This is a genomic window from Enterobacter dykesii, from assembly GCF_008364625.2.
In the GTDB taxonomy this organism is placed as follows: domain Bacteria; phylum Pseudomonadota; class Gammaproteobacteria; order Enterobacterales; family Enterobacteriaceae; genus Enterobacter; species Enterobacter dykesii.
Genome location: NZ_CP126604.1, coordinates 3858692 through 3879484, shown reverse-complemented (window position 1 = coordinate 3879484; position 20793 = coordinate 3858692). Strand labels below are relative to the sequence as shown.

23 protein-coding genes and 1 tRNA gene are annotated in these 20793 nt (G+C 57.5%); 7 read left to right on the top strand and 17 right to left on the bottom strand.

All coding sequences use genetic code 11. From position 1 onward, the window contains the following. Positions 1-24 precede the first annotated feature (24 nt). A complete protein-coding gene (locus tag F0320_RS18440) occupies positions 25-225 on the top strand; it encodes an ogr/Delta-like zinc finger family protein (protein WP_029741756.1) in 201 nt (66 codons plus the stop codon). Between the two features lie 81 nt (positions 226-306). Here the strand turns inward: F0320_RS18440 and F0320_RS18435 are convergent. Next, positions 307-382, bottom strand: a tRNA-Ile gene (locus F0320_RS18435). A gap of 124 nt (positions 383-506) precedes the next feature. On the opposite strand from F0320_RS18435, the gene mug reads away from it, so the two are divergent. Further along, positions 507-1013 (top strand): G/U mismatch-specific DNA glycosylase, encoded by a 507-nt coding sequence (gene mug / locus F0320_RS18430; protein ID WP_045356107.1) that lies wholly within the window; start codon positions 507-509, stop codon positions 1011-1013. 102 nt (positions 1014-1115) lie between these two features. Here mug and rpoD read toward each other — a convergent pair whose 3' ends face one another. From rpoD to rpsU, 3 genes are all read right to left on the bottom strand, one after another. Then, positions 1116-2963, bottom strand: a complete 1848-nt coding sequence (gene rpoD, locus F0320_RS18425; protein WP_023309228.1) for an RNA polymerase sigma factor RpoD — start codon at positions 2961-2963, stop codon at positions 1116-1118. Between the two features lie 154 nt (positions 2964-3117). Then, complete coding sequence (dnaG, locus tag F0320_RS18420; protein WP_126329307.1) at positions 3118-4863, bottom strand: DNA primase; 1746 nt, start codon at positions 4861-4863, stop codon at positions 3118-3120. Positions 4864-4978: 115 nt separating this feature from the next. Then, complete coding sequence (gene rpsU / locus F0320_RS18415) at positions 4979-5194, bottom strand: 30S ribosomal protein S21 (RefSeq protein WP_001144069.1); 216 nt, start codon at positions 5192-5194, stop codon at positions 4979-4981. A gap of 236 nt (positions 5195-5430) precedes the next feature. Here rpsU and tsaD point away from each other — a divergent pair, with 236 nt between their 5' ends. Next, positions 5431-6444: a tRNA (adenosine(37)-N6)-threonylcarbamoyltransferase complex transferase subunit TsaD gene (tsaD, locus tag F0320_RS18410; protein WP_032650276.1), complete on the top strand. Its 1014-nt coding sequence runs from the start codon at positions 5431-5433 to the stop codon at positions 6442-6444. Positions 6445-6488: 44 nt separating this feature from the next. Here the strand turns inward: tsaD and ureG are convergent, their stop codons facing one another. The 9 genes from ureG to F0320_RS18365 form a co-directional block, all read right to left on the bottom strand. Next, positions 6489-7106: an urease accessory protein UreG gene (ureG, locus tag F0320_RS18405; protein WP_023298635.1), complete on the bottom strand. Its 618-nt coding sequence runs from the start codon at positions 7104-7106 to the stop codon at positions 6489-6491. 9 nt (positions 7107-7115) lie between these two features. Then, entirely contained in the window at positions 7116-7790 is a 675-nt protein-coding gene (locus F0320_RS18400; protein ID WP_126329309.1) for an urease accessory protein UreF, read from the bottom strand. Continuing rightward, positions 7790-8329 (bottom strand): HupE/UreJ family protein, encoded by a 540-nt coding sequence (locus tag F0320_RS18395; RefSeq protein WP_029741751.1) that lies wholly within the window; start codon positions 8327-8329, stop codon positions 7790-7792. The genes F0320_RS18400 and F0320_RS18395 overlap by 1 nt, the downstream gene beginning before the upstream one ends. Before the next feature lie 9 nt (positions 8330-8338). Next, positions 8339-8803, bottom strand: a complete 465-nt coding sequence (gene ureE, locus F0320_RS18390; RefSeq protein WP_149323908.1) for an urease accessory protein UreE — start codon at positions 8801-8803, stop codon at positions 8339-8341. 9 nt (positions 8804-8812) lie between these two features. After that, a complete protein-coding gene (ureC, locus tag F0320_RS18385) occupies positions 8813-10516 on the bottom strand; it encodes an urease subunit alpha (RefSeq protein ID WP_126329311.1) in 1704 nt (567 codons plus the stop codon). Next, the gene (locus tag F0320_RS18380) at positions 10509-10823 is read right to left on the bottom strand and encodes an urease subunit beta (protein WP_033146674.1); all 315 of its coding nucleotides are present in this window, start codon (positions 10821-10823) and stop codon (positions 10509-10511) included. The genes ureC and F0320_RS18380 overlap by 8 nt, the downstream gene beginning before the upstream one ends. Before the next feature lie 10 nt (positions 10824-10833). Further along, complete coding sequence (locus F0320_RS18375) at positions 10834-11136, bottom strand: urease subunit gamma (RefSeq protein WP_047650079.1); 303 nt, start codon at positions 11134-11136, stop codon at positions 10834-10836. Between the two features lie 10 nt (positions 11137-11146). After that, a complete protein-coding gene (locus F0320_RS18370) occupies positions 11147-11974 on the bottom strand; it encodes an urease accessory protein UreD (RefSeq protein WP_149323902.1) in 828 nt (275 codons plus the stop codon). A gap of 145 nt (positions 11975-12119) precedes the next feature. Next, on the bottom strand, positions 12120-13133 hold the full coding sequence (locus tag F0320_RS18365; protein ID WP_126329315.1) for an alpha/beta hydrolase: 1014 nt from the start codon (positions 13131-13133) through the stop codon (positions 12120-12122). A 146-nt stretch (positions 13134-13279) separates the two neighbouring features. On the opposite strand from F0320_RS18365, the gene F0320_RS18360 reads away from it, so the two are divergent. Further along, the gene (locus tag F0320_RS18360) at positions 13280-13702 is read left to right on the top strand and encodes a MarR family winged helix-turn-helix transcriptional regulator (protein WP_126329317.1); all 423 of its coding nucleotides are present in this window, start codon (positions 13280-13282) and stop codon (positions 13700-13702) included. 40 nt (positions 13703-13742) lie between these two features. On the opposite strand, the gene F0320_RS18355 is transcribed toward F0320_RS18360, so the two are convergent. After that, positions 13743-15209, bottom strand: coding sequence for an MFS transporter (locus F0320_RS18355; RefSeq protein WP_126329319.1), 1467 nt, complete (start codon positions 15207-15209; stop codon positions 13743-13745). Positions 15210-15293: 84 nt separating this feature from the next. Further along, positions 15294-15914, bottom strand: coding sequence for a glycerol-3-phosphate 1-O-acyltransferase PlsY (gene plsY / locus F0320_RS18350; protein ID WP_032659895.1), 621 nt, complete (start codon positions 15912-15914; stop codon positions 15294-15296). Positions 15915-16021: 107 nt separating this feature from the next. On the opposite strand from plsY, the gene folB reads away from it, so the two are divergent. After that, positions 16022-16390 carry a bifunctional dihydroneopterin aldolase/7,8-dihydroneopterin epimerase gene (gene folB, locus F0320_RS18345; protein WP_126329321.1) on the top strand — a complete coding sequence of 123 codons (369 nt, stop codon included), beginning with the start codon at positions 16022-16024 and terminating at the stop codon, positions 16388-16390. A gap of 107 nt (positions 16391-16497) precedes the next feature. Then, positions 16498-17319 carry an undecaprenyl-diphosphate phosphatase gene (gene bacA, locus F0320_RS18340; RefSeq protein ID WP_008502957.1) on the top strand — a complete coding sequence of 274 codons (822 nt, stop codon included), beginning with the start codon at positions 16498-16500 and terminating at the stop codon, positions 17317-17319. Positions 17320-17329: 10 nt separating this feature from the next. Here the strand turns inward: bacA and F0320_RS18335 are convergent, their stop codons facing one another. Both F0320_RS18335 and F0320_RS18330 read right to left on the bottom strand, forming a co-directional pair. Beyond that, positions 17330-18571, bottom strand: a complete 1242-nt coding sequence (locus F0320_RS18335; protein ID WP_047650086.1) for a multifunctional CCA addition/repair protein — start codon at positions 18569-18571, stop codon at positions 17330-17332. Between the two features lie 60 nt (positions 18572-18631). Continuing rightward, entirely contained in the window at positions 18632-19252 is a 621-nt protein-coding gene (locus F0320_RS18330) for a TIGR04211 family SH3 domain-containing protein (RefSeq protein WP_024906484.1), read from the bottom strand. A gap of 229 nt (positions 19253-19481) precedes the next feature. Here F0320_RS18330 and F0320_RS18325 point away from each other — a divergent pair, with 229 nt between their 5' ends. Continuing rightward, positions 19482-20783 carry an inorganic triphosphatase gene (locus tag F0320_RS18325; RefSeq protein WP_126329323.1) on the top strand — a complete coding sequence of 434 codons (1302 nt, stop codon included), beginning with the start codon at positions 19482-19484 and terminating at the stop codon, positions 20781-20783. Positions 20784-20793: the final 10 nt, after the last annotated feature.

The following is a 20793-nucleotide window of genomic DNA, read 5'->3' as shown; positions in this document are numbered from 1 at the left end:
AATGTGAATTAAGTGGAGGGGTACATGTTTCATTGTCCTAAGTGCAAGCACTCTGCGCATGCGCGTACCAGTCGCTATCTCAGTGAAAATACCAAAGAACGCTATCATCAGTGCACCAATGTGGACTGCAGCTGTACGTTCGTGACGATGGAGTCCGTGGAGCGCCTGATCGCGACCCCGGGCGCCTCTGAGCGTGTCCGAACGGCTTCGCTGAACCACGGTTAGCGGCTGCGTTACCGGCTCAAAAAACCAATAAAAAAGCCACTCAGTCGAGTGGCTTAATCATATGATTCTAAAACTAAAATTTGGTGGCCCCTGCTGGACTTGAACCAGCGACCAAGCGATTATGAGTCGCCTGCTCTAACCACTGAGCTAAGGGGCCGTGGCGGTGAATTATAAAGTAACTCCCCGCAGCAATCCAGCCATTCACACCTGCCTGCTGTTTTTATAAACAACGCATAATCAATCCTTTATACTTCCATAACGATGTATCAGCGGGAGTAAAGATGATCAACGATATTCTGGCCCCTGGCCTGCGGGTGGTGTTCTGCGGAATCAACCCGGGTAAGTCCTCGGCGCACACCGGTTTTCACTTTGCCCATCCGGGCAATCGCTTCTGGAAGGTGATCTACCAGGCCGGGTTTACCGACAGGCTACTCAAGCCCGAAGAGGAACAGCATTTGCTGGACACGCGCTGCGGAATTACCATGCTGGTCGAGCGGCCTACGGTGCAGGCAAGTGAGGTCAACCTGCATGAGCTGCGCAGCGGCGGGCGGGAGCTGGTGAAGAAAATTGAAGACTACCAGCCGGCCGCGCTGGCGATCCTCGGCAAGCAGGCCTACGAGCAGGCGTTTAGCCAGCGCGGAACGCAGTGGGGCAAGCAGAGCATCATGATTGGCGTTACGCAGGTGTGGGTGCTGCCGAACCCGAGCGGGCTCAACAGGGCGACGCTGGATAAGCTGGTTGAGGCGTATCGCGAGCTGGATGAGGCGCTGATGGTGCGGGGGCTTTAGGGTCTCTGCGGCCTGATGCCCTCGCCCTGACCCTCTCCCACAGGGAGAGAGAATACACAAAAAAAAGCTCCCGATTGGGAGCTTTTTCACTGTCAGGACCGATTAATCGTCCAGGAAGCTACGCAGCACTTCAGAGCGGCTTGGATGACGCAGCTTACGCAGCGCCTTCGCTTCGATCTGACGGATACGTTCGCGGGTAACGTCGAACTGTTTACCCACTTCTTCCAGCGTGTGGTCGGTGTTCATATCAATACCGAAACGCATACGCAGGACTTTCGCTTCACGGGCGGTCAGGCCAGCCAGAACGTCGTGCGTCGCAGCGCGCAGGCTCTCGGTGGTCGCAGAGTCCAGCGGCAGCTCGAGGGTGGTATCCTCGATGAAATCACCCAGATGCGAATCTTCATCATCACCGATTGGTGTTTCCATGGAGATTGGCTCTTTGGCGATCTTCAGCACTTTACGGATCTTGTCTTCCGGCATCAGCATGCGCTCGGCCAGCTCTTCCGGCGTCGGCTCGCGGCCCATCTCCTGCAGCATCTGGCGGGAGATACGGTTGAGCTTGTTGATGGTCTCAATCATATGCACCGGAATACGGATGGTGCGCGCCTGATCCGCGATAGAGCGGGTGATAGCCTGACGGATCCACCAGGTTGCGTAGGTGGAGAACTTGTAACCACGACGGTATTCAAACTTATCTACCGCTTTCATCAGACCAATGTTGCCTTCCTGAATCAGATCCAGGAACTGCAGGCCACGGTTGGTGTATTTCTTGGCGATAGAGATAACCAGACGCAAGTTAGCTTCAACCATCTCTTTCTTCGCACGGCGGGCTTTCGCTTCACCGATGGACATACGACGGTTGATGTCTTTAACCTGCTCGATGGTCAGGCCGGTCTCTTCTTCAATCTGATGCAGTTTCTGCAGGCCGCGATGCACATCGTCCTTCACGTCGTGCAGTTTTTCAGACCACGGCTTGTTCATCGCGATAGCCGCGTTGAACCAGGTTTCGCTGGTTTCGTTGCCGGTGAAGAGGGTGATGAAGTTCTTCTTCGGCATTTTGCACTGCTCAACGCACAGCTTCATGATGATGCGCTCCTGGGTACGTACGCGATCCATCATTACGCGCATGCTGTTCACCAGGTAGTCGAACTGTTTTGGCACCAGGCGGAACTGTTTGAATACTTCAGACAGCTTCAGGATCTCTTCCTGAGCGGCGGCATGGCTGCGGCCTTTCGCTTTGATGGTGTCACGCGTCACTTCGTACTGGGTACGCAGCTCGGCAAACTTCTCACGCGCCAGCTCCGGGTCGATGCTGTTGTCATCGTCCGCGGTGTCGTCGTCGCTCTCTTCCTCATCTTCGTCTTCGTCATCATCCATCTCTTCCTGAGACAGTTCAGAACCGACGTGAGTGGCGGTAGGCGCCATATCTTCTTCAGCGTTCGGGTCGACAAAACCGGTGATCAGGTCAGACAGGCGCGCTTCTTCCGCTTCAACGCGATCGTACTGCTCCAGCAGATAGGTGATCGCTTCCGGGTACTCGGCAACGGAGCACTGAACCTGGTTGATCCCGTCTTCGATGCGTTTTGCGATGTCAATTTCGCCTTCGCGGGTCAACAGTTCAACGGTACCCATTTCGCGCATGTACATGCGGACCGGGTCAGTGGTACGCCCGATTTCAGATTCCACGCTGGACAGTACCTGTGCAGCAGCTTCTTCCGCATCTTCGTCAGTGTTGTTGGAGGTTTCAGCCAGCAACAGATCATCGGCATCCGGTGCTTCTTCCATCACCTGAATGCCCATGTCATTGATCATTTGGATGATATCTTCGATTTGATCTGAATCGACGATATCTTCCGGCAGATGGTCATTGACCTCGGCATAGGTCAGATAGCCTTGCTCCTTACCACGTTGGACAAGAAGTTTCAGCTGTGACTGCGGGTTTTGCTCCATAAGACGGTATCCACACTTAATTCGTTTGATTGGTGTCGGCGATGGGGCTGCCAACCTTTAAAGCGAGGGCGTACTTATATTTTTGCCGCTGCCTCTCAGTGCGGCTGCCGGGGGCTTCCCGATCGATATTCGGCACTTAAGCCGTTAAATTTCTTTATTTCTTCGCCAGTTCCTGGTTAATCATCCAGAGCTCCCGGCGTTCTTCGCTGCTTAAACCGTGTGTGCGCTCGCGAGCTATCAACTCTTCCTGGCGCAGCTCAAGCATCGAATCAAACATATGGTTGAGTGAGTCGGTGAACGTTTTTTCTGTAATGTCCTTATCTGCTATATCGTCCCACATCGACAATTTTTCAAGGGTAGCGGCCTCTTTTGTGCCGCGATAATGCTCTAAAAGTTGTCCGGTGGTCAGACCTGGCTGAGACAAACACGTGTTGACCAGTTCTGAAAATAAGCCAAGTCCGGGCAATTTTTCGTGGTTTAAACCCGCCAGCGACGGCACCTGCGGTGCGAGCTCGGGGTTTTGGACCAGCAACCCTATCAGTATACGCATGGTTGTGCGTTTTAGCTGAGGCGCGGGGCGAACCGCACCGTTTTCAGCCTGTTTTGGCATTAAACGTTCAAGCTGGCTGTCATCCAGAATGCCGAGCTTGTTGCCTAACTCCTGACGCAGATAGATGCGCAGCGTTTCGCCGGGCACCTGGCTGATTAACGGCAGCGCCAGCGTGCTGAGCTGCGCGCGCCCGTCAGGGGTACTCAAATCGACCTGCGGCATCAGGCTGTTAAACAAAAACGTGGAGAGCGGCTGAGCCTGCTCCATCCGCGCTTCAAACGCCGCTTTGCCCTCTTTACGCACCAGCGTATCCGGGTCTTCACCGTCGGGCAGGAACATAAAGCGTAGCTGACGCCCGTCGGTCATATAGGGTAGCGCGGTTTCCAGCGCGCGCCAGGCGGCGTCGCGTCCTGCGCGGTCACCGTCGTAACAGCAGATGACGTTGTTGGTCACCCGGAACAGCAGTTGAATATGATCGGCGGTGGTGGACGTACCTAACGACGCAACCGCGTAGTTGATGTCGTACTGCGCCAGCGCAACGACGTCCATATAGCCTTCGACGACCAGAAGACGCGGAGGTTCCGCGTTATCCTGTTGCGCCTCATAAAGGCCGTACAGCTGGCGGCCCTTATGGAAAATATCGGTTTCCGGGGAGTTAAGGTACTTCGGCAGGGCATCACCCAGCACGCGACCACCAAAACCAATTACCCGGCCACGCTTGTCGCGGATCGGGAACATCACCCGTTCGCGGAAGCGGTCGTAGCTTCGTCCCTGGTCGTTGGTGACCAGCATGCCTGCATCGATGAGAGACTTACGATCTTCGCTATTGCCGCCAAAACGCTTTAACACGTTGTCCCAGCCGGGCGGGGCGTAACCAATAGCGAAACGCGCAATGACATCGTCGCTCAGTCCGCGCTTGTTCAGATACTGACGCGCAGGCTCAGCCGCAGATTGCTTAAGAGACTGTTGGTAAAACGAATTCAGGCCATCCATCAGTTGATACAGCGTTTGCCGTTGATGGCGCTCGATCTGACTTGGCCCACTGCCTGCTTCATACGGCACTTCAAGGTTATGCATCGCCGCCAGCTCTTCGACGGTTTCAACGAACTCGAGCTTGTCGTAGTTCATTAAAAAATCAACGGCATTACCGTGAGCACCACAGCCGAAGCAATGGTAAAACTGCTTTTCACCGTTTACGGTGAAGGAAGGGGTTTTTTCGTTATGGAACGGACAGCACGCATGGTAGTTCTTGCCCTGCTTTTTTAGCTTTACCCGCGCGTCGATGAGATCGACGATGTCGGTTCTGGCAAGCAGGTCATTGATGAAAACGCGTGGGATTCTTCCGGCCATATGCCCCAAAATTTTAAGCGACTTATAAACGAAAACAAGCCGCGCATTCCTTCCGGAAGCACGGCCTTACGACTATTACTCTGTCTGTCAATTGAGGGCTGAGGCCCTCAACCAATTAGTACAGACGAGTACGGCGTGCGTTTTCGCGAGCCAGTTTCTTCGCGTGACGTTTCACAGCGGAAGCTTTAGCGCGCTTACGTTCGGTCGTTGGTTTTTCATAAAACTCACGACGACGAACTTCAGCCAGAACACCTGCTTTCTCGCATGAACGTTTGAAGCGACGCAGTGCTACGTCGAACGGCTCGTTTTCACGTACTTTAATTACCGGCATGTAACTCTCACCTTTAATAAATTCGGTTTGCCGCTGGCATCAACGCCAGCTTATTTCAAAATGGTGCGGAATTTTACTGCAAATGCTGCTGCTTTGTAAAGCACCGATGCGATTTTGAAAGGGACTTTAATAAGGGTGAGGAGTATACACGAGCCTTCTTCCTGGGGCGAACAAAGTTTTACATCAACCCGCCCAGGCTCTACACTGCGCGGTATTGAAACGAGGTAAAACAAGTCATGCGTGTACTGGGTATTGAAACATCCTGCGATGAAACCGGCATCGCCATTTACGACGACGAAAAAGGACTTCTGGCCAACCAGCTGTATAGTCAGGTGAAATTGCACGCTGACTACGGCGGCGTCGTACCTGAACTGGCCTCTCGTGACCACGTGCGTAAAACGGTTCCCCTGATTCAGGCGGCGCTGAAAGAAGCGGGATTAACGGCAAAAGAGATTGATGCAGTGGCGTATACCGCAGGCCCGGGCCTGGTCGGCGCGCTGCTGGTCGGCGCGACGGTTGGCCGTTCGCTGGCGTTTGCGTGGGATGTGCCGGCGATCCCGGTTCACCATATGGAAGGGCATCTTCTGGCGCCGATGCTGGAAGAGAATCCGCCTGAATTCCCGTTTGTGGCGCTGCTGGTCTCCGGTGGCCATACGCAGCTGATTAGCGTAACGGGGATTGGCAAGTACGAGCTGCTGGGCGAATCGATCGACGACGCAGCCGGTGAAGCGTTCGATAAAACCGCCAAGCTGCTGGGCCTGGATTATCCGGGCGGCCCGATGCTGTCCAAAATGGCGTCGCAGGGAACGGAAGGGCGCTTTGTCTTCCCGCGTCCGATGACCGACCGTCCAGGGCTGGATTTCAGCTTCTCCGGGCTGAAAACCTTCGCGGCGAATACGATTCGCAATAACGATGACAGCGAGCAGACCCGCGCCGATATCGCCCGCGCGTTCGAAGATGCGGTGGTGGACACGCTGATGATCAAGTGCAAGCGCGCGCTGGATCAGACCGGTTTTAAGCGTCTGGTGATGGCCGGTGGCGTGAGTGCTAACCGCACGCTGCGCGCGAAGCTCGCCGAGATGATGCAAAAGCGTCGCGGGGAAGTGTTCTATGCCCGTCCGGAATTTTGTACCGACAACGGCGCGATGATCGCTTACGCGGGAATGGTGCGCCTGAATGCGGGTGCGACGTCTGACCTGAGCGTGTCCGTGCGTCCGCGCTGGCCGCTGGCGGAACTGCCGGAGGCGTAATCCCTCACCCTAACCCTCTCCCAAAGGGAGAGGGGATCGTTTGATTACATCCGCAGCATCCCTTTCTCTTCCAGAAACGCAATAATCGTCGCTAACCCGTCACCCGCCTTCAGGTTGGTAAACGTCCACGGGCGCTCGCCGCGCATGCGGTTGGTATCGCGCTCCATCACCTCCAGCGACGCGCCGACGTACGGCGCGAGGTCGGTTTTATTGATCACCAGAAAATCGGATTTGGTGATCCCCGGTCCGCCCTTGCGCGGGATTTTTTCCCCTTCGGCCACGTCGATCACGTAGATGGTCAGATCCGCCAGCTCCGGGCTAAACGTCGCGCTCAGGTTGTCTCCGCCGCTTTCAACGAAGATCAGATCCAGATTGCCGAACTTCTCGCTTAACGCTTCTACCGCCGCCAGGTTCATCGACGCATCTTCACGAATGGCGGTATGCGGACAGCCACCCGTCTCCACGCCCACGATGCGCTCCGGCTCCAGCGCGCCCGCCTCGGTCAGGATGCGCTGATCCTCTTTGGTGTAAATATCGTTAGTGACCACCGCAAGATGGTACGTGTCGCGCATCGCCTTGCAGAGCGCTTCCAGCAGCGCGGTTTTGCCCGACCCTACCGGGCCGCCCACGCCCACGCGCAGGGGATGTTTGTAATCAGCCATGTTGACTCCTCAGGAACGGAATAGTCGTGAATATTGAGTTTCGTGGCGCGCGGAGGCGATGGCGGACAGCGGCGTTGCTGCCCCCAGCGCGTCGTCGCTACGCAAAAATGCCTGTTCAAGCCCGGCGGCGTAATGGTCGCCCAGGTCGATAATCAGCAGCTGCGCGGCCTGTTGCCCAAACGGCACCAGCTTGACGCCCGCCATCACCGCGCTCTCTATCCAGCTGTAGCCGAGGCTCAGCGCCAGCTCGCGCGCGCTAATGCCCCAGCGCACGCCGAGCCAGGCCATGCCGCAGAGCTGGCTTTGCATAAACAGCGGCAGCCATTCGGGCGGACAGTTTGGCTCCCAGCTTTTAATCAGGCGCGTAAACGCCGCTCCGCGGTTACGCTCCTCTTCGCGCAGCTCGCGCGTTTCCCGGCAGGCGAGCAGGTATGCCGTCCAGCGTTTGGCCATCGGCAGATCCTGCTGCTCGCAGGCCCGGAATAGCCGAATAAACAGCGGCAGGTCGACGCAGAAAAAGCTCTGCTCCATCTGCTGGATTTGCCAGCGTTTGAACGCGTCGGCGTTGGTGACCCAGCCTGCCTCAACGGCCCATTCCAGCCCCTGCGACCAGGTAAACGACCCGACCGGCAGGCTGCTGCTGGATAGCTGCATCAGGCGCAGCCTCTGGCGGGCGTGCTCCATCAGCTCATCAACGCCAGCAGGGCGGAGACGATCAGCCCGCCGCCGAAGGTTTTACGCAGGCCGTCGTGACGGCGCAGCAGCAGCCCCGCGGCAAAGCTGGCGCACAGCACCGTGGCGCTGGCGAGCATAAAGCCGCTGGTGAAGAGCCAGAAGCTGTGGCCGGACATCTCCACGCCGTGCGCCCAGCCGTGGAACATCGCCAGGGCAGGCACCGCCAGCAGCAGACGGTTTTCAGTTTTAAACATCATCACGCCGGATACCGCCAGCGAGGCGATAATCAGCATCTCCATGCCGCTGAAGCCGCCGAGCAGGCTGCCCGCAATGGCGCCGACAAGCATCATCCCGAGGGTGGCAAACGGCAGCAGGAGTTTACGGCCGCTCAGGGCCGAGAGCACGCCCGCACCGGTGAGCATAAGCAGGTGATCGAGCCCGGTCAGCGGGTGGAGAAAACCGGCCTGAAAGCTGTCGGTACCGTGGCCGGGATGCGCGAGCGCGGGAACGGAAAAAGCCAGCAGTAACAGCGGTAAATACTTGCGCATGATGGATCCTTAATGTGAATGAGCGTGAGAATGGCTGTGGCTGTGGGCATCGCTGGCGTAAGCGCCCGCTTCCGGTTCAAACGGCAGGCTGGCGTAGGTCACGTCCAGCCCGAACTGGCGCAGCATGTCGTCGAGAACGTGGTCGTGGTGATAGCGCAGCTCGCCGGGCGTGATTTGCAGCGGCACGTGGCGGTTGCCCAGGTGGTAGCAGGCGCGTGCGAGCAGGAACGGATCGGCGCAGCGCACCACGGAAACCGACTCCGGGGCGGCGATCACTTCGATGACCTCGCGACCGTCGTCGGTAGTCAGCAGGTCGCCCCCGCGCAGCAGCAGGCCGCGCGGCAGCATCAGCCCGGCTTCGCGACCGTCGTTCAGCGATACGCGGGCGCGGCTTTTCACCCGCACGTCAATCGACAGCGTGACGCTGGCGGTAATCGGATGCGCGTGGTCCAGGCGTTGGGTTAAATAGATCATCATCACTCCTCAAAACAGGAAATAGCGTTGCGCCATCGGCAGAACGTCAGCCGGTTCGCTGGTTATCAGTTCGCCGTCGACGCGCACCTCGTAGGTTTGCGAGTCGACGGTGATATTCGGCTGCAGGCCGTTGTGGATCATGTCCGCCTTTTTCACCGTCCGGCAGCCTTTCACCACCGCGGTGGCGCTCTGCAGGTTGAGCTGCTGAGGGATGCCGTTCGCACTGGCGGCCTGCGAGATAAACGTCAGTCGGGTGGCGAGGCGCGCGGCGCCCAGCGATCCAAACATCGGGCGGTAATGCACCGGCTGCGGCGTAGGGATCGAGGCGTTGATATCGCCCATTGGCGCACAGGCGATCATCCCGCCCTTGACGATGGTGGCGGGTTTGACGCCAAAGAACGCCGGAGACCAGACCACCAGATCCGCCAGCTTGCCCGGCTCAATCGAACCGACTTCATGGGCGATGCCGTGCGTGAGCGCCGGGTTAATGGTGTATTTGGCGACATAGCGCTTCACGCGGAAGTTGTCGTTATCGCCTGTCTCGTCCGGCAGCGCGCCGCGCTGGACCTTCATGCGGTGCGCCACCTGCCAGGTGCGGATAATCACTTCCCCGACGCGGCCCATGGCCTGTGAATCTGACGAGGTGAGCGAGAACGCGCCGATGTCGTGCAGCACGTCTTCCGCGGCGATGGTCTCCCGGCGAATGCGGGATTCGGCAAAAGCCACGTCCTCGGCGATATCCGGATCGAGGTGATGGCAAACCATCAGCATGTCGAGATGCTCGTCGATGGTGTTCACCGTGTAGGGCAAGGTCGGGTTGGTGGAGGAGGGCAGAATATTCGGGTGCGCGCAGGCGGTGATGATATCCGGCGCGTGGCCGCCGCCAGCGCCTTCGGTGTGGAAGGTGTGGATGGTGCGCCCGGCGATGGCCGCCAGCGTATCTTCCACAAACCCGGACTCGTTCAGCGTGTCGCTGTGCAGCGCCACCTGAATATCCATCTCGTCAGCCACCTCCAGCGAGCAATTGATGGCGGCGGGCGTCGCGCCCCAGTCTTCGTGGATCTTCAGCCCGATGGCGCCCGCGGCGATTTGCTCGCGCAGGGCGTTCGGGTTGGAGCCGTTACCTTTGCCGAGCAGGCCAATATTCACCGGTAGCGTATCGGCAGCCTGCAGCATGCGGGCGATATACCACGGCCCCGGCGTGCAGGTGGTGGCGTTGGTGCCCGCCGCCGGCCCGGTGCCGCCGCCGATCATGGTGGTGACGCCGGAGACCAGCGCCTCTTCCGCCTGCTGCGGGCAGATCCAGTGGATGTGGGTATCGATCCCGCCGGCGGTGACGATCTTCCCCTCGGCAGCAATTACTTCCGTTGCAGCGCCAATCGGGATCGTCACGCCGGGCTGAATGTCCGGGTTCCCGGCTTTGCCGACGGCGAAGATCCGCCCGTTCTTGACGCCGATATCGGCTTTTACGATCCCCCAGTGATCGACGATCAGCGCGTTGGTAAGAACCAGATCCACGCAGCCGTCAGCGGTCATCTGCCCCTGGCCCATGCCGTCGCGGATCACCTTTCCGCCGCCGAATTTGACCTCTTCGCCGTAGACGGTGAGATCGTCTTCCACTTCGATCCACAGCTCGCTGTCGGCAAGCCGCACTTTATCCCCGGTGGTGGGGCCGAACATATCGGCATAAGCCCGGCGCGAAATCTCAGCCATGTTTCACCTCGCCCATTACCTCGCCGCGAAAGCCGAAAATGCGCTGCGCCCCCGTGACCTGAACCAGCGTCACTTCCCGCTTCTGACCGGGCTCAAAGCGCACGGCGGTGCCTGCCGGGATGTTCAGCCGGTAGCCTTTGGTGGCTTCCCGATCGAACTTCAGCGCCGGGTTGACCTCGTAAAAGTGGTAGTGCGAGCCGACCTGGATCGGCCTGTCGCCGTGATTTTCGACAACCACGCGTTGGGTTTCACGCCCGACGTTGAGGGCAATCGTTCCGGGCTGGATCTGGTATTCACCTGGGATCATCACGCGCTCCTTAGACGATCGGGTTGTGGACGGTGACGAGCTTCGAACCGTCCGGGAAGGTGGCTTCGACCTGAATATCGGGGATCATCTCCGGGACGCCCTCCATTACCTGGTCGCGCTTCAGGACGTGGCGGCCCGCTTCCATCAGCGAGGCGACGGTTTCGCCATCGCGCGCGCCTTCCATAATGAAGGCGCTGATCAGCGCGACCGATTCCGGGTAATTGAGCTTTACCCCGCGCGCAAGGCGGCGTTCGGCAACCAGCGCGGCGGTGAACAGCAACAGCTTGTCTTTTTCTCTGGGGGTCAGTTCCATAACGTTTCTCTTATGTCTGCCAGATACGCGGCGAACAGGCGGTTTTGGTGGTGAGAAGCGGGCGAAGCGACTGCCAGATGTCGCGCATCACCCGCTGGCAAATCAGGTTGTCATCGGAGAGAAAACGCACCGAAAGCAGATCGTCTGTGAGCGTTGCACCTGCATAATTTTCCAGGGGCGCGAGCCGTTCGCGCACCGCGTCGAGATGTTCTTCTTTGGCCGGATAGAACAGCAGCGTGCCGAGCCACGGATGCCCGGCGACGGGCGTGAGATCGCCGTCGCTAAGATGCTGACGCTCGATCAGGCGCGGTTCGTTTTCAACCCAGATTTCAAGGCGGCTTTCCAGCGTGCCGTGGCTGAAGGTCTCACCGATCACCGGGCGTCCCAGACAGTACAGCTCCCACGCCAGCAGCGTGCTGGAGGCCTTCAGATGAAAAACGGAGCGCAGCGCGGCATTCGCGCCGGGGAAGATAATGGTGTCCTGCGGCAGCCACTCCAGCGTGGAATCTTCATCGAGGTAAAAGTGCTGGTTAAGACACGCCTGCGGGCCGCTGCTGCGATAGAACTTGCTCGCCCCGGGCATGGTGATGAGCGCGTGGCTTTTGGCGTCCAGCCGAACGGAAATGTCCAGCGTATCGCCGCCCACAATTCCGCCGGGCGGGTGCAGCAGGTAAAGGTGGCAGGTTTCCCCTTCGGGGTAAAACGGACGTTGAACGGTGAGCGGCCCGACGTGGTGGGCGGAGTGCAGGAGGGTTTTCTCAGGGGTGTGACAAAACTGCAGGGCAAGCGACGCCTGCCAGCCTTTATACGTATTATCAGTGACCTGAGCTGCTAACATGCTGCATCCATTTCCACACCATCGGGATACGTTTCAGTATGCCCTGGCGGAAATGAAGGCTGTCATATGAGTCGCTTATGGATGGCCAGGCAGGAGAAATAAAAAAGCACGGCCGGGGCCGTGCTCTTTATTAAGAATGACGATCCTACTTCAGGTGTTCATGCAACGCTGCACCTGCCTGCTCAAGGGCAACTTTAACCGTTGGCTCCTGGCTCAGCGGGTTAAGCAGGCCGTAGTCGTGGATCATGCCGTTATAGCGCGTGATGGTCACCGGGACGCCAGCCGCATCCAGTTTACGCCCGAATGCCTCACCTTCATCCCGCAGAACGTCCAGCTCAGCCGTCTGGATCAGCGTCTCGGGGAAGCCTTTCAGCTGCGCGGTGCTGGCGCGAAGCGGAGAGGCAAGGATATTGTTGCGATCGGCAGCGCTGGTGGTGTAGTTATCCCAGAACCATTTCATCATGTTTTTCGACAGGAAATAGCCATTTTCGAACTGGTTATACGAGGCAGTATCAAAGTTCGCATCGGTAACCGGCCAGAGCATGACGTTGTAGCGAATCTTTGGCCCATTGAACTGTTTGGCCTGCAGCGCCACCGAAGCCACCATGTTGCCGCCGACGCTGTTACCCACCAGACCCAGACGGCTACCGTCCACGCCAATTTCCTGACCGTGCTCGGCGACCCATTTTGTCGCTTCATAGGCCTGATTAATGGCCACCGGGAAATGGGCCTCAGGTGACGGGGTGTAATCGACGTAAACCGCAGCGGCACCCGAAGCGCGAACGAGGTCGCGGATTAAGCGCTCGTGGGTAGGGAAGTCACCCAACACCCAACCGCCGCCGTGAAAGAACATAAAGGCGGGGAGCGTGCCGCTGGCGTTTTCAGGTTTCACTATTTTCAGTTTGATTGCCTGACCATTTACCTGGATCGTTTTTTCAGAAACCTGAGCGGGCGGCAGTTTTGCGCCTTGCTGCGCGCCAATCAGTACCTGGCGGGCCTCCTGCGGGGTCATCTGTTCCATTGGCTTACCCTTGCCGGAATTCAAAACATTAAGAAATGCCTGTACGCCTGCGGTCGGGGTTGGGGTATTGGTGGTTTGAGCGGATGCCGCGGCTGACGCGAAGACGGAAGAAACCAGAATGGCGGTGAGTGTTTTCATGGTAATGCCTCTTATGCGTATTTGATCGGATGAGATAACTGAATAGTGCGCTACTTAGTTGCTGATATGATACTTGCGCGCAAGATACTTTTAGTCAAACATTATTTATAATTTTTTCAGGAAACCGATTCGGAGTTGATAGAAAAATGAAAGAAAACAAAACGCTAGATGATTTACTTTGCTTCTCGCTGTACTCGGTCACCAACGCGTTTGTTCGCCAGTATCGCCCCTTACTGCAAGAGATGGATCTGACCTATCCGCAATTCGTTGTGTTGATGGCGCTTTATGAGAAAGACAACATCCCACTTCGCGATCTCAGCGATAAGACCTTTTTTGATTCGGGCACATTGACCCCGCTTGTACAAAAGCTTGAGGCAAAAGGATTCCTCAACCGTATCGCGGTTGTGGGTGATGAAAGGATGAAAAATGTCGTACTGACCGATAAAGCGAAAGAACTGAAAAAACGGGTGATGGAATTGCCGGACCAGATCCGCTGCAGCATGCGGATGAATGACGATGAGCTTGAGACGCTAAAAAAACTCTCCCGGACGCTGCTCGACGATTTGTAAGAACCCTTCGGTGGGGTGAACCCACCGAAGTGATGTGTCGTTACCGGTAGTCCTCCGCGTCCACATCATACCCCGACGGCTCCCAGCGGATCGCCAGCAGCGATGCCAGGCCGATAAACGGCGCCAGCGCAATCACCCAGAACACGGCGGTGTCGAGAGACGCGACCAGCAGCGGGAACAGGAACAGCGACAGCGTGGAGCTGCTGCGCATCAGCGTCTGGTTGAGACCCACGCCCACTCCGCGCAGCGAGGTCGGGTAGCTCAGAGAGGCGAACGTCATGGTATGCGCGCCCGGGCCAAAGCCCTGACCGAACAGGAACAGCGCCAGCATCGCCACGGCAAGCACGCCTTCAGAGGCGCCTTCCGGTCGGCCAATCAGCGCCAGGCCCAGCAGCGCGACAAGCTGGCAGGCATAACCCGCCAGCGACATCCGCCAGGCACCGAAGCGCGGTACGTAGCGTACCGCCAGCAGTCCGCCGACGAAGGCAAACAGCAGGTTAAGCACCAGAGAAATCAGGATGGTGGTCAGCATTGACTGGACAAAGAAGCTGGAGATGATCACCGGCAGGCCAAACGCCACGGCGTTATAGGCAAACGACGAGACGACGGACAGCAGCGTGGCGAGCGTCGTGCGGCGCAAGTAGATGCCGCGGAACAGGTTCAGATAATTTGACCATTTCGCTTTATTCACGACAGGTGCAGGCTGGCCGAGCGCGTCCTGCGGCACGTGGGCATTGATGTTATACGACTGGCGTAAAATTGACGCCGCCTCTTTCAGGTTGCCCTGATTCGCCGCCCAGACCGGAGATTCGCTCATATAGCGGCTGCGGATGGCGATAATCACCAGCGCGGGCACCGCGCCAAAGCCGAGAATCAAACGCCACAGCCAGTCGCTGTGGCTTTCCGGCAACACGGCGTAGAAGAAAAGCACCAGCAGGTAAGAGACGCTGATGGCGGCATACCAGGTGGGGCACCACATCGCGACGCTGGAGGCCTTATTTCCGGGCCCTTTCAGCCTGGCAAACTCGCTTAAAAACGCCATCGCCACGGGAAGGTCGATCCCGACCCCCAGCCCCATCACAAAGCGGGCACCCGCGAGCACATATTCGTTCGGGGCCAGCGCACAGGCGATCGCTGCCACCACGAAGAACACCATATCAGCCATAAAAACGCGGTAGCGCCCGATTTTATCCGTGAGGTAACCGCCGAGCAGCGCCCCGACAATGGCACCAAAGGTAATCGCCGAGGCCACCATACCGGTACCGGCGGGCGTCAGGTTAAATTCGCGGGTGATGTCTTTAATGCCGAACGCCAGCGCGCCCAGATCGTAGGCATCGAGGAAAATCCCGCCCAGCGCGATACCGACCACGATACGGGCGTTTGCCCGGCCCTGAGAGCCGTCATTAACGAGGCGTGACACATCCGATGCGCTGCGCACCCACTGGATGTCGCCATCAGGAGGAGTACCTGCCGTTGAAAGGGAAGTGGTGTCTGTGATTTCAGCCATTTTCTTCTTATGTGGTTGTGTTGTGTCCCTAACAGTTACCACAGGCAGAAGGTGACCAAAATCACATTTGGCTATAAGGCATAACTAACTCTTCGGAGCGTCTTTTTTCTTTCTCTTGAGCTTAGTCCAGATTTTGGTCTCCTGACGACGCCACAGGCGCTGGATATTGTCGTGATGACGCAGCAGGATAAGACAGGAGAGCATCGACACCGGGAAGGTGAACTGGGGTTTAAACCACCAGACGTAGAACGGGGCGATCAGCGCGCTGACGATGGCGCCCAGCGACGAGTAGCCGCTCAGAAGAATGGTCAGAAGCCAGGTTCCGGCCATAACGCCGGTGAGATCCCAGCCGATAGGTGCAATCGCACCGAAGGCCGTCGCAACGCCTTTTCCGCCTTTAAAACCAAAGAAAATGGGCCAGATATGGCCGACGCAGGCGGCGATGGCAATGAGCCCCAGCCAGAACGGCGTAACGCCCAGCGCATACGCGCCCCAGACGGGCAGCATCCCTTTCAGAACATCAAAAATCAAAACCGCTACGGCTGCTCCCTTGCCGCCAATTCGTAGTACGTTGGTCGCCCCCGGATTCCCGGAACCATTTTCACGCGGGTCAGGTAACCCGGCAATGCGGCAGACCAGAATGGCGCTGGAGATTGAGCCGCAAAGATAGGCGAGGAGGATCATTCCAGGCGCGATTGCACTCATAACGCTGTTCCGTTTTGAAAATGTATCTGTATTCTCAGCATCTGTGGATAATACGCATAATTCGCCGGAAGTGGTATCCGGTTTAGCCAAAAAGCAGGCAGGTCGTGATGGATATTGTATTTATAGAGCAACTTTCGGTAATCACCACAATTGGTGTTTACGACTGGGAACAGACCATCGAACAGAAGCTGGTGTTCGATATCGAAATGGGATGGGATAACCGCAAATCGGCAAAAAGCGATGACGTGAATGACTGTCTGAGCTATGCCGATATCAGTGAAGCGGTCATCGCCCACGTTGAAGGGCAACGTTTTGCGCTGGTCGAACGGGTGGCGGAAGAAGTCGCAGAATTGCTGTTGAAAAAATTCAACTCACCGTGGGTGCGCATCAAGCTGAGCAAACCGGGCGCGGTGGCGCGAGCCGCCAACGTAGGGGTCATTATCGAGCGTGGCACAAATCTGAAAGGAAAGATTTGACGTCATAATAGCTAAACCATTTTAGGTTATACCGGTCTCAGGAATGTATCTTTATCGGTTGTCCGTATGGGACGCCGTTTTTTTATATCTTTTTTAGGGGTTTATAGATGAGCGATATGCACTCGCTGCTGGTGGCGGCAATACTGGGTGTGGTCGAAGGATTGACGGAGTTTTTACCGGTTTCCAGTACGGGCCATATGATCATCGTTGGCCATCTGCTGGGCTTCGAAGGCGATACCGCCAAAACGTTTGAAGTGGTTATCCAGCTGGGGTCTATTCTGGCGGTGGTGGTGATGTTCTGGCGCCGTCTGTTTGGTCTGATTGGCATCCATTTTGGCCGTCCGCCTCAGCACGAAGGGATGAGTAAAGGCCGCCTGTCGCTGATCCATATTCTGCTCGGGATGATCCCTGCGGTGGTGCTGGGCCTGGTGTTCCACGACGCCATCAAATCGCTGTTTAACCCGATTAACGTGATGTATGCACTTGTGGTAGGTGGCTTCCTGCTGATCGCAGCGGAAGTGCTGAAGCCAAAAACGCCGCGCGCGGAAGGGCTGGACGATATGACGTATCGTCAGGCGTTTATCATTGGTTGCTTCCAGTGTCTGGCGCTGTGGCCGGGCTTCTCTCGTTCAGGCGCAACCATCTCCGGCGGGATGCTGATGGGCGTAAGCCGTTACGCCGCGTCAGAGTTCTCGTTCCTGCTGGCGGTGCCGATGATGATGGGCGCCACCGCGCTTGACCTCTATAAAAGCATTGGTTTCCTTACCACGGGCGACATTCCGATGTTCGCCGTTGGCTTCATCACCGCGTTTATCGTGGCGCTGATTGCCATCAAAACCTTCCTGCAGCTGATTAAGCGTATCTCGTTTATTCCGTTCGCGATCTATCGCTTTATCGTGGCGGCTGCGGTGTACGTGGTCTTCTTCTGACCGATAGCCCTCAGTCTTTCGGCTGAGGGCAATGCTTTTCCTTCCAGTCCGACACCGCCTGAATTCGCCGTTTCGTGAGCTCTTCGCGAATTTCCGGCCCTTTGAATCCCGCTTCGACAACGTCCTTCGTGGGCACCGCTTTCGCAACGTCCCAGGCTTTACGCAGTAAACGTCCCTGCGGGTAATCGCACGCTTCAAACCCGGTACGCCCGCGCACGTCAGCTTCGCTGGTGAGCGCGATTTGCTCTACGCGCTGGGGTTTGCGCCAGGCGTCGATGTTATCGAAAAGCTTAACGATGGTGGCCGGTTTCAGGATAGGGAAGGTGTGGATCAGATCGTGGAACTCGGCCACCAGTTTCGCCAGATCGCGGATCTCGTTCGGCACGCGCAGACGCTGGCACAGACCCTCGACCAGCTTCACCCCTGCCGGACCGTGCCCGTGGTGGCGAGGCCAGAATTCTTTTGGCGTTAGGCCTTTGCCAAGATCGTGACACAGGGTGGAAAAACGCACGTCCACGTCCGGGCTGAGCATGGCGGCCATGCTGAGCGTCATCAGCGTGTGTACGCCGGTATCAATTTCCGGGTGCCATTTTGCCGGGGCAGGCACGCCAAACAGCGCGTCTATTTCCGGGAACAGCACCTTCAGCGCGCCGCAGTCGCGCAGGACCTGGAAAAAGACCTGCGGGTTGCGCGTGGTGAGAGCATTTTCCGTCTCTTTCCAGACGCGCTCTGGCGTCAGGTGTTCAAGCTCGCCCGCCTCGGTCATGGCGGTCATCAGCGCCATGGTCTCATCGGCAATACGGAAACTGAGATGGGCGTAACGCGCGGCAAAGCGCGCCACGCGGAGCACGCGGAGCGGATCTTCAGAAAACGCCGGGGAGACGTGACGTAAAAGACGGTTGCGCAGATCGTCCTGACCGCCATAGGCGTCAACAATCTGGCCGTTCTCGTCCTGCGCCAGCGCGTTGATGGTGAGATCGCGGCGCAGAAGATCTTGCTCCAGCGTGACGTCCGGCGCGGCATAGCAGGTGAAGCCCGTATAGCCCGAGCCCGATTTCCGCTCGGTACGCGCCAGGGCATACTCTTCACGGCTTTTCGGGTGCAGGAATACGGGAAAATCGCGGCCTACCTGCTGGTAGCCCGCGTCGAGCATCTCTTCCGGGGTGGCGCCAACCACCACCCAGTCTTTATCTTTGACCGGCAGACCTAACAACGCATCACGTACCGCACCACCGACCAGATAACTCTTCACGCCCAACTCTCCCGTTTTCTCTTTTCCAGAATGATACGTAAGTCTGGCAGAGAAGACGAATTAGTTCATCCAGCGATCTTTACGCTTGCGGCTTGGGATCAGATGCGGCAGCACCAGACCCAGCACCAGACCTACGCCCAGCACGCCGCCGCCATACATAAACCACTGCATGATGATGGTGCGCTGTTTGTCGTCGAGCTGCAGATTGGCGGCATTCACTTTCTTCTGCGCGACAATCAGCTCGTTTTTCAGTTTCTGGTTCTCTTCTTTCAGACCGTTAATCACACCGTCGCTTTGCGCCACTTTCTGCTGCATTTCAGCGGTGCGCTGGTTCCAGGTGCCGTCGATGTTGTTCAGCTTATCGGTCAGAGTCTTCACCTGGTTTTCCAGATCCGGCACGCGCGTGCGCAGGCTTGGCACGGTGCTCAGCTCTTTCAGCGGGATCCAGGACGTACGGCCGGTACTGTCGCGAACCTGGCCGTAATTGGTGTCCGCGTTGGTCTGTAACAGGGTGACTTCCTCGCCGGCATTCACCGTGCCCACGAGGCGATAATTATCTCCGGGGCCACTGCGTACCCAGGTGTTCAGTTCGTCAGAAACGTAACGCTTCTCTTCAGCGTGCACTGCGGTTGCGGCGCTAAAAGCGAGTAAAGTAAGTCCAATCAGGCGTAATTTAAGCATCATTAGTCGTTATTTTCATAAATAGTGGAACGATAGTAGTGGCAACAGTGTCTCTACGCAAAGCATTCGTCAGCAATCAGAATCATCTGTGTCACGACTCTACACATTTACGCCCGACAAATTGCTCATTGCATGGCAATTTGGCGCAAAATACTATGTACTGACAAACAAATGGCGAGGAAGTTCGCCCTCATTGACGCGTCTGTGACGCCCGCAAAAGTACAAGGCTATGGCACAAGAAATTGAATTAAAGTTTATCGTCGAAAAAGACAGCGTTGACGCACTCCGCCAGCATCTGCATACGCTTTCCGGCGAACACCATGCACCGGTACAACTGCTTAATATCTATTACGAAACGCCAGACAACTGGCTGCGCCGCCACGATATGGGGCTGCGCATCCGCGGCGCGAGCGGGCGCTACGAGATGACGATGAAAATTGCCGGCCGCGTGGTCGGCGGTTTACATCAGCGCCCGGAATACAATATCGACATCAGCAAGCCAGAACTTGAGCTCGAACGTTTCCCGGCGGAAGTCTGGCCGGAAGGCGAGCTGCCCTCCACGCTGGCGGAACAGGTACAGCCGCTGTTCAGCACCGATTTCTGGCGCGAAAAATGGCTGGTGACGGAAGGTAAAAGCCGCATCGAAATCGCCCTCGATCTCGGTGAGGTGAAGGCGGGGGAGTTCCAGGAATCCATTTGTGAACTGGAGCTTGAGCTGCTGGAAGGGGACGCGAATGACGTGCTGAAGCTGGCGCGCAGGCTGGTGAGCCAGTCCGGACTGCGTCAGGGAAGCCTGAGTAAAGCCGCGCGGGGTTACCATCTGGCGGCCGGAAATGCGCCGCGCGTCCTGAAAGAGACGACCATTTTGCACGTTGCGCCGAAAGCCAGCGTTGAGCAGGGGCTGGAAGCCGCGCTGGAACTGGCGCTTTCGCAGTGGCAGTACCATGAAGAGCTGTGGGTGCGAAACGTGAAAAACGCCAAATCCCACGTGCTGGCGGCGATTGCCCTGGTGCGCCATTCCCTGGCGCTGTTCGGCGGTATCGTTCCTCGCAAAGCGAGCGCTCACTTACGTGATCTGCTGACGCAAACCGAAACGCTGATGCTCTCGGACGTCTCGGCGCAAACGGCGATTTACAGCCCGCAGGCCGCTTCGGCAAAACTGGCGCTGACCGAGTTTCTGGTCACGCGCGGCTGGCGCGCCTTCCTGGATGCGAAAGCCGAGGCCAAAATCGCGGAAAACTTTAAGCGTTTCGCGGATATTCATCTTTCCCGTCATGCCGCTGAACTGAAGAGCACCTTTGCGTATCCGCTCGGCGATAAGTATGGCGATCAGCTTCCCCGTCTTTCGCGCAACATCGACAGCATGCTGCTCCTTTCCGGTGCCTACGACGGGCCACAGGCGCAGGCGTGGCTGGAAAACTGGCAGGGGCTGAAGCATGCCATCGAAACCCGCCAGCATATTGAGATTGAGCATTTCCGTAACGAGGCCATTTCGCAGGAGCCGTTCTGGCTGCACAGCGGAAAACGTTAACTCTGGCAAG

What these genes read in the sequence shown, in the direction of transcription:
- F0320_RS18440 (WP_029741756.1), top strand. Translation starts at nt 25, where the DNA reads ATGTTTCATTGTCCTAAGTGCAAGCACTCTGCGCATGCGCGTACCAGT.
- mug (WP_045356107.1), top strand. Translation starts at nt 507, where the DNA reads ATGATCAACGATATTCTGGCCCCTGGCCTGCGGGTGGTGTTCTGCGGA.
- rpoD (WP_023309228.1), bottom strand. Translation starts at nt 2,963, where the DNA reads ATGGAGCAAAACCCGCAGTCACAGCTGAAACTTCTTGTCCAACGTGGT.
- dnaG (WP_126329307.1), bottom strand. Translation starts at nt 4,863, where the DNA reads ATGGCCGGAAGAATCCCACGCGTTTTCATCAATGACCTGCTTGCCAGA.
- rpsU (WP_001144069.1), bottom strand. Translation starts at nt 5,194, where the DNA reads ATGCCGGTAATTAAAGTACGTGAAAACGAGCCGTTCGACGTAGCACTG.
- tsaD (WP_032650276.1), top strand. Translation starts at nt 5,431, where the DNA reads ATGCGTGTACTGGGTATTGAAACATCCTGCGATGAAACCGGCATCGCC.
- ureG (WP_023298635.1), bottom strand. Translation starts at nt 7,106, where the DNA reads ATGGCTGATTACAAACATCCCCTGCGCGTGGGCGTGGGCGGCCCGGTA.
- F0320_RS18400 (WP_126329309.1), bottom strand. Translation starts at nt 7,790, where the DNA reads ATGGAGCACGCCCGCCAGAGGCTGCGCCTGATGCAGCTATCCAGCAGC.
- F0320_RS18395 (WP_029741751.1), bottom strand. Translation starts at nt 8,329, where the DNA reads ATGCGCAAGTATTTACCGCTGTTACTGCTGGCTTTTTCCGTTCCCGCG.
- ureE (WP_149323908.1), bottom strand. Translation starts at nt 8,803, where the DNA reads ATGATCTATTTAACCCAACGCCTGGACCACGCGCATCCGATTACCGCC.
- ureC (WP_126329311.1), bottom strand. Translation starts at nt 10,516, where the DNA reads ATGGCTGAGATTTCGCGCCGGGCTTATGCCGATATGTTCGGCCCCACC.
- F0320_RS18380 (WP_033146674.1), bottom strand. Translation starts at nt 10,823, where the DNA reads ATGATCCCAGGTGAATACCAGATCCAGCCCGGAACGATTGCCCTCAAC.
- F0320_RS18375 (WP_047650079.1), bottom strand. Translation starts at nt 11,136, where the DNA reads ATGGAACTGACCCCCAGAGAAAAAGACAAGCTGTTGCTGTTCACCGCC.
- F0320_RS18370 (WP_149323902.1), bottom strand. Translation starts at nt 11,974, where the DNA reads ATGTTAGCAGCTCAGGTCACTGATAATACGTATAAAGGCTGGCAGGCG.
- F0320_RS18365 (WP_126329315.1), bottom strand. Translation starts at nt 13,133, where the DNA reads ATGAAAACACTCACCGCCATTCTGGTTTCTTCCGTCTTCGCGTCAGCC.
- F0320_RS18360 (WP_126329317.1), top strand. Translation starts at nt 13,280, where the DNA reads ATGAAAGAAAACAAAACGCTAGATGATTTACTTTGCTTCTCGCTGTAC.
- F0320_RS18355 (WP_126329319.1), bottom strand. Translation starts at nt 15,209, where the DNA reads ATGGCTGAAATCACAGACACCACTTCCCTTTCAACGGCAGGTACTCCT.
- plsY (WP_032659895.1), bottom strand. Translation starts at nt 15,914, where the DNA reads ATGAGTGCAATCGCGCCTGGAATGATCCTCCTCGCCTATCTTTGCGGC.
- folB (WP_126329321.1), top strand. Translation starts at nt 16,022, where the DNA reads ATGGATATTGTATTTATAGAGCAACTTTCGGTAATCACCACAATTGGT.
- bacA (WP_008502957.1), top strand. Translation starts at nt 16,498, where the DNA reads ATGAGCGATATGCACTCGCTGCTGGTGGCGGCAATACTGGGTGTGGTC.
- F0320_RS18330 (WP_024906484.1), bottom strand. Translation starts at nt 19,252, where the DNA reads ATGCTTAAATTACGCCTGATTGGACTTACTTTACTCGCTTTTAGCGCC.
- F0320_RS18325 (WP_126329323.1), top strand. Translation starts at nt 19,482, where the DNA reads ATGGCACAAGAAATTGAATTAAAGTTTATCGTCGAAAAAGACAGCGTT.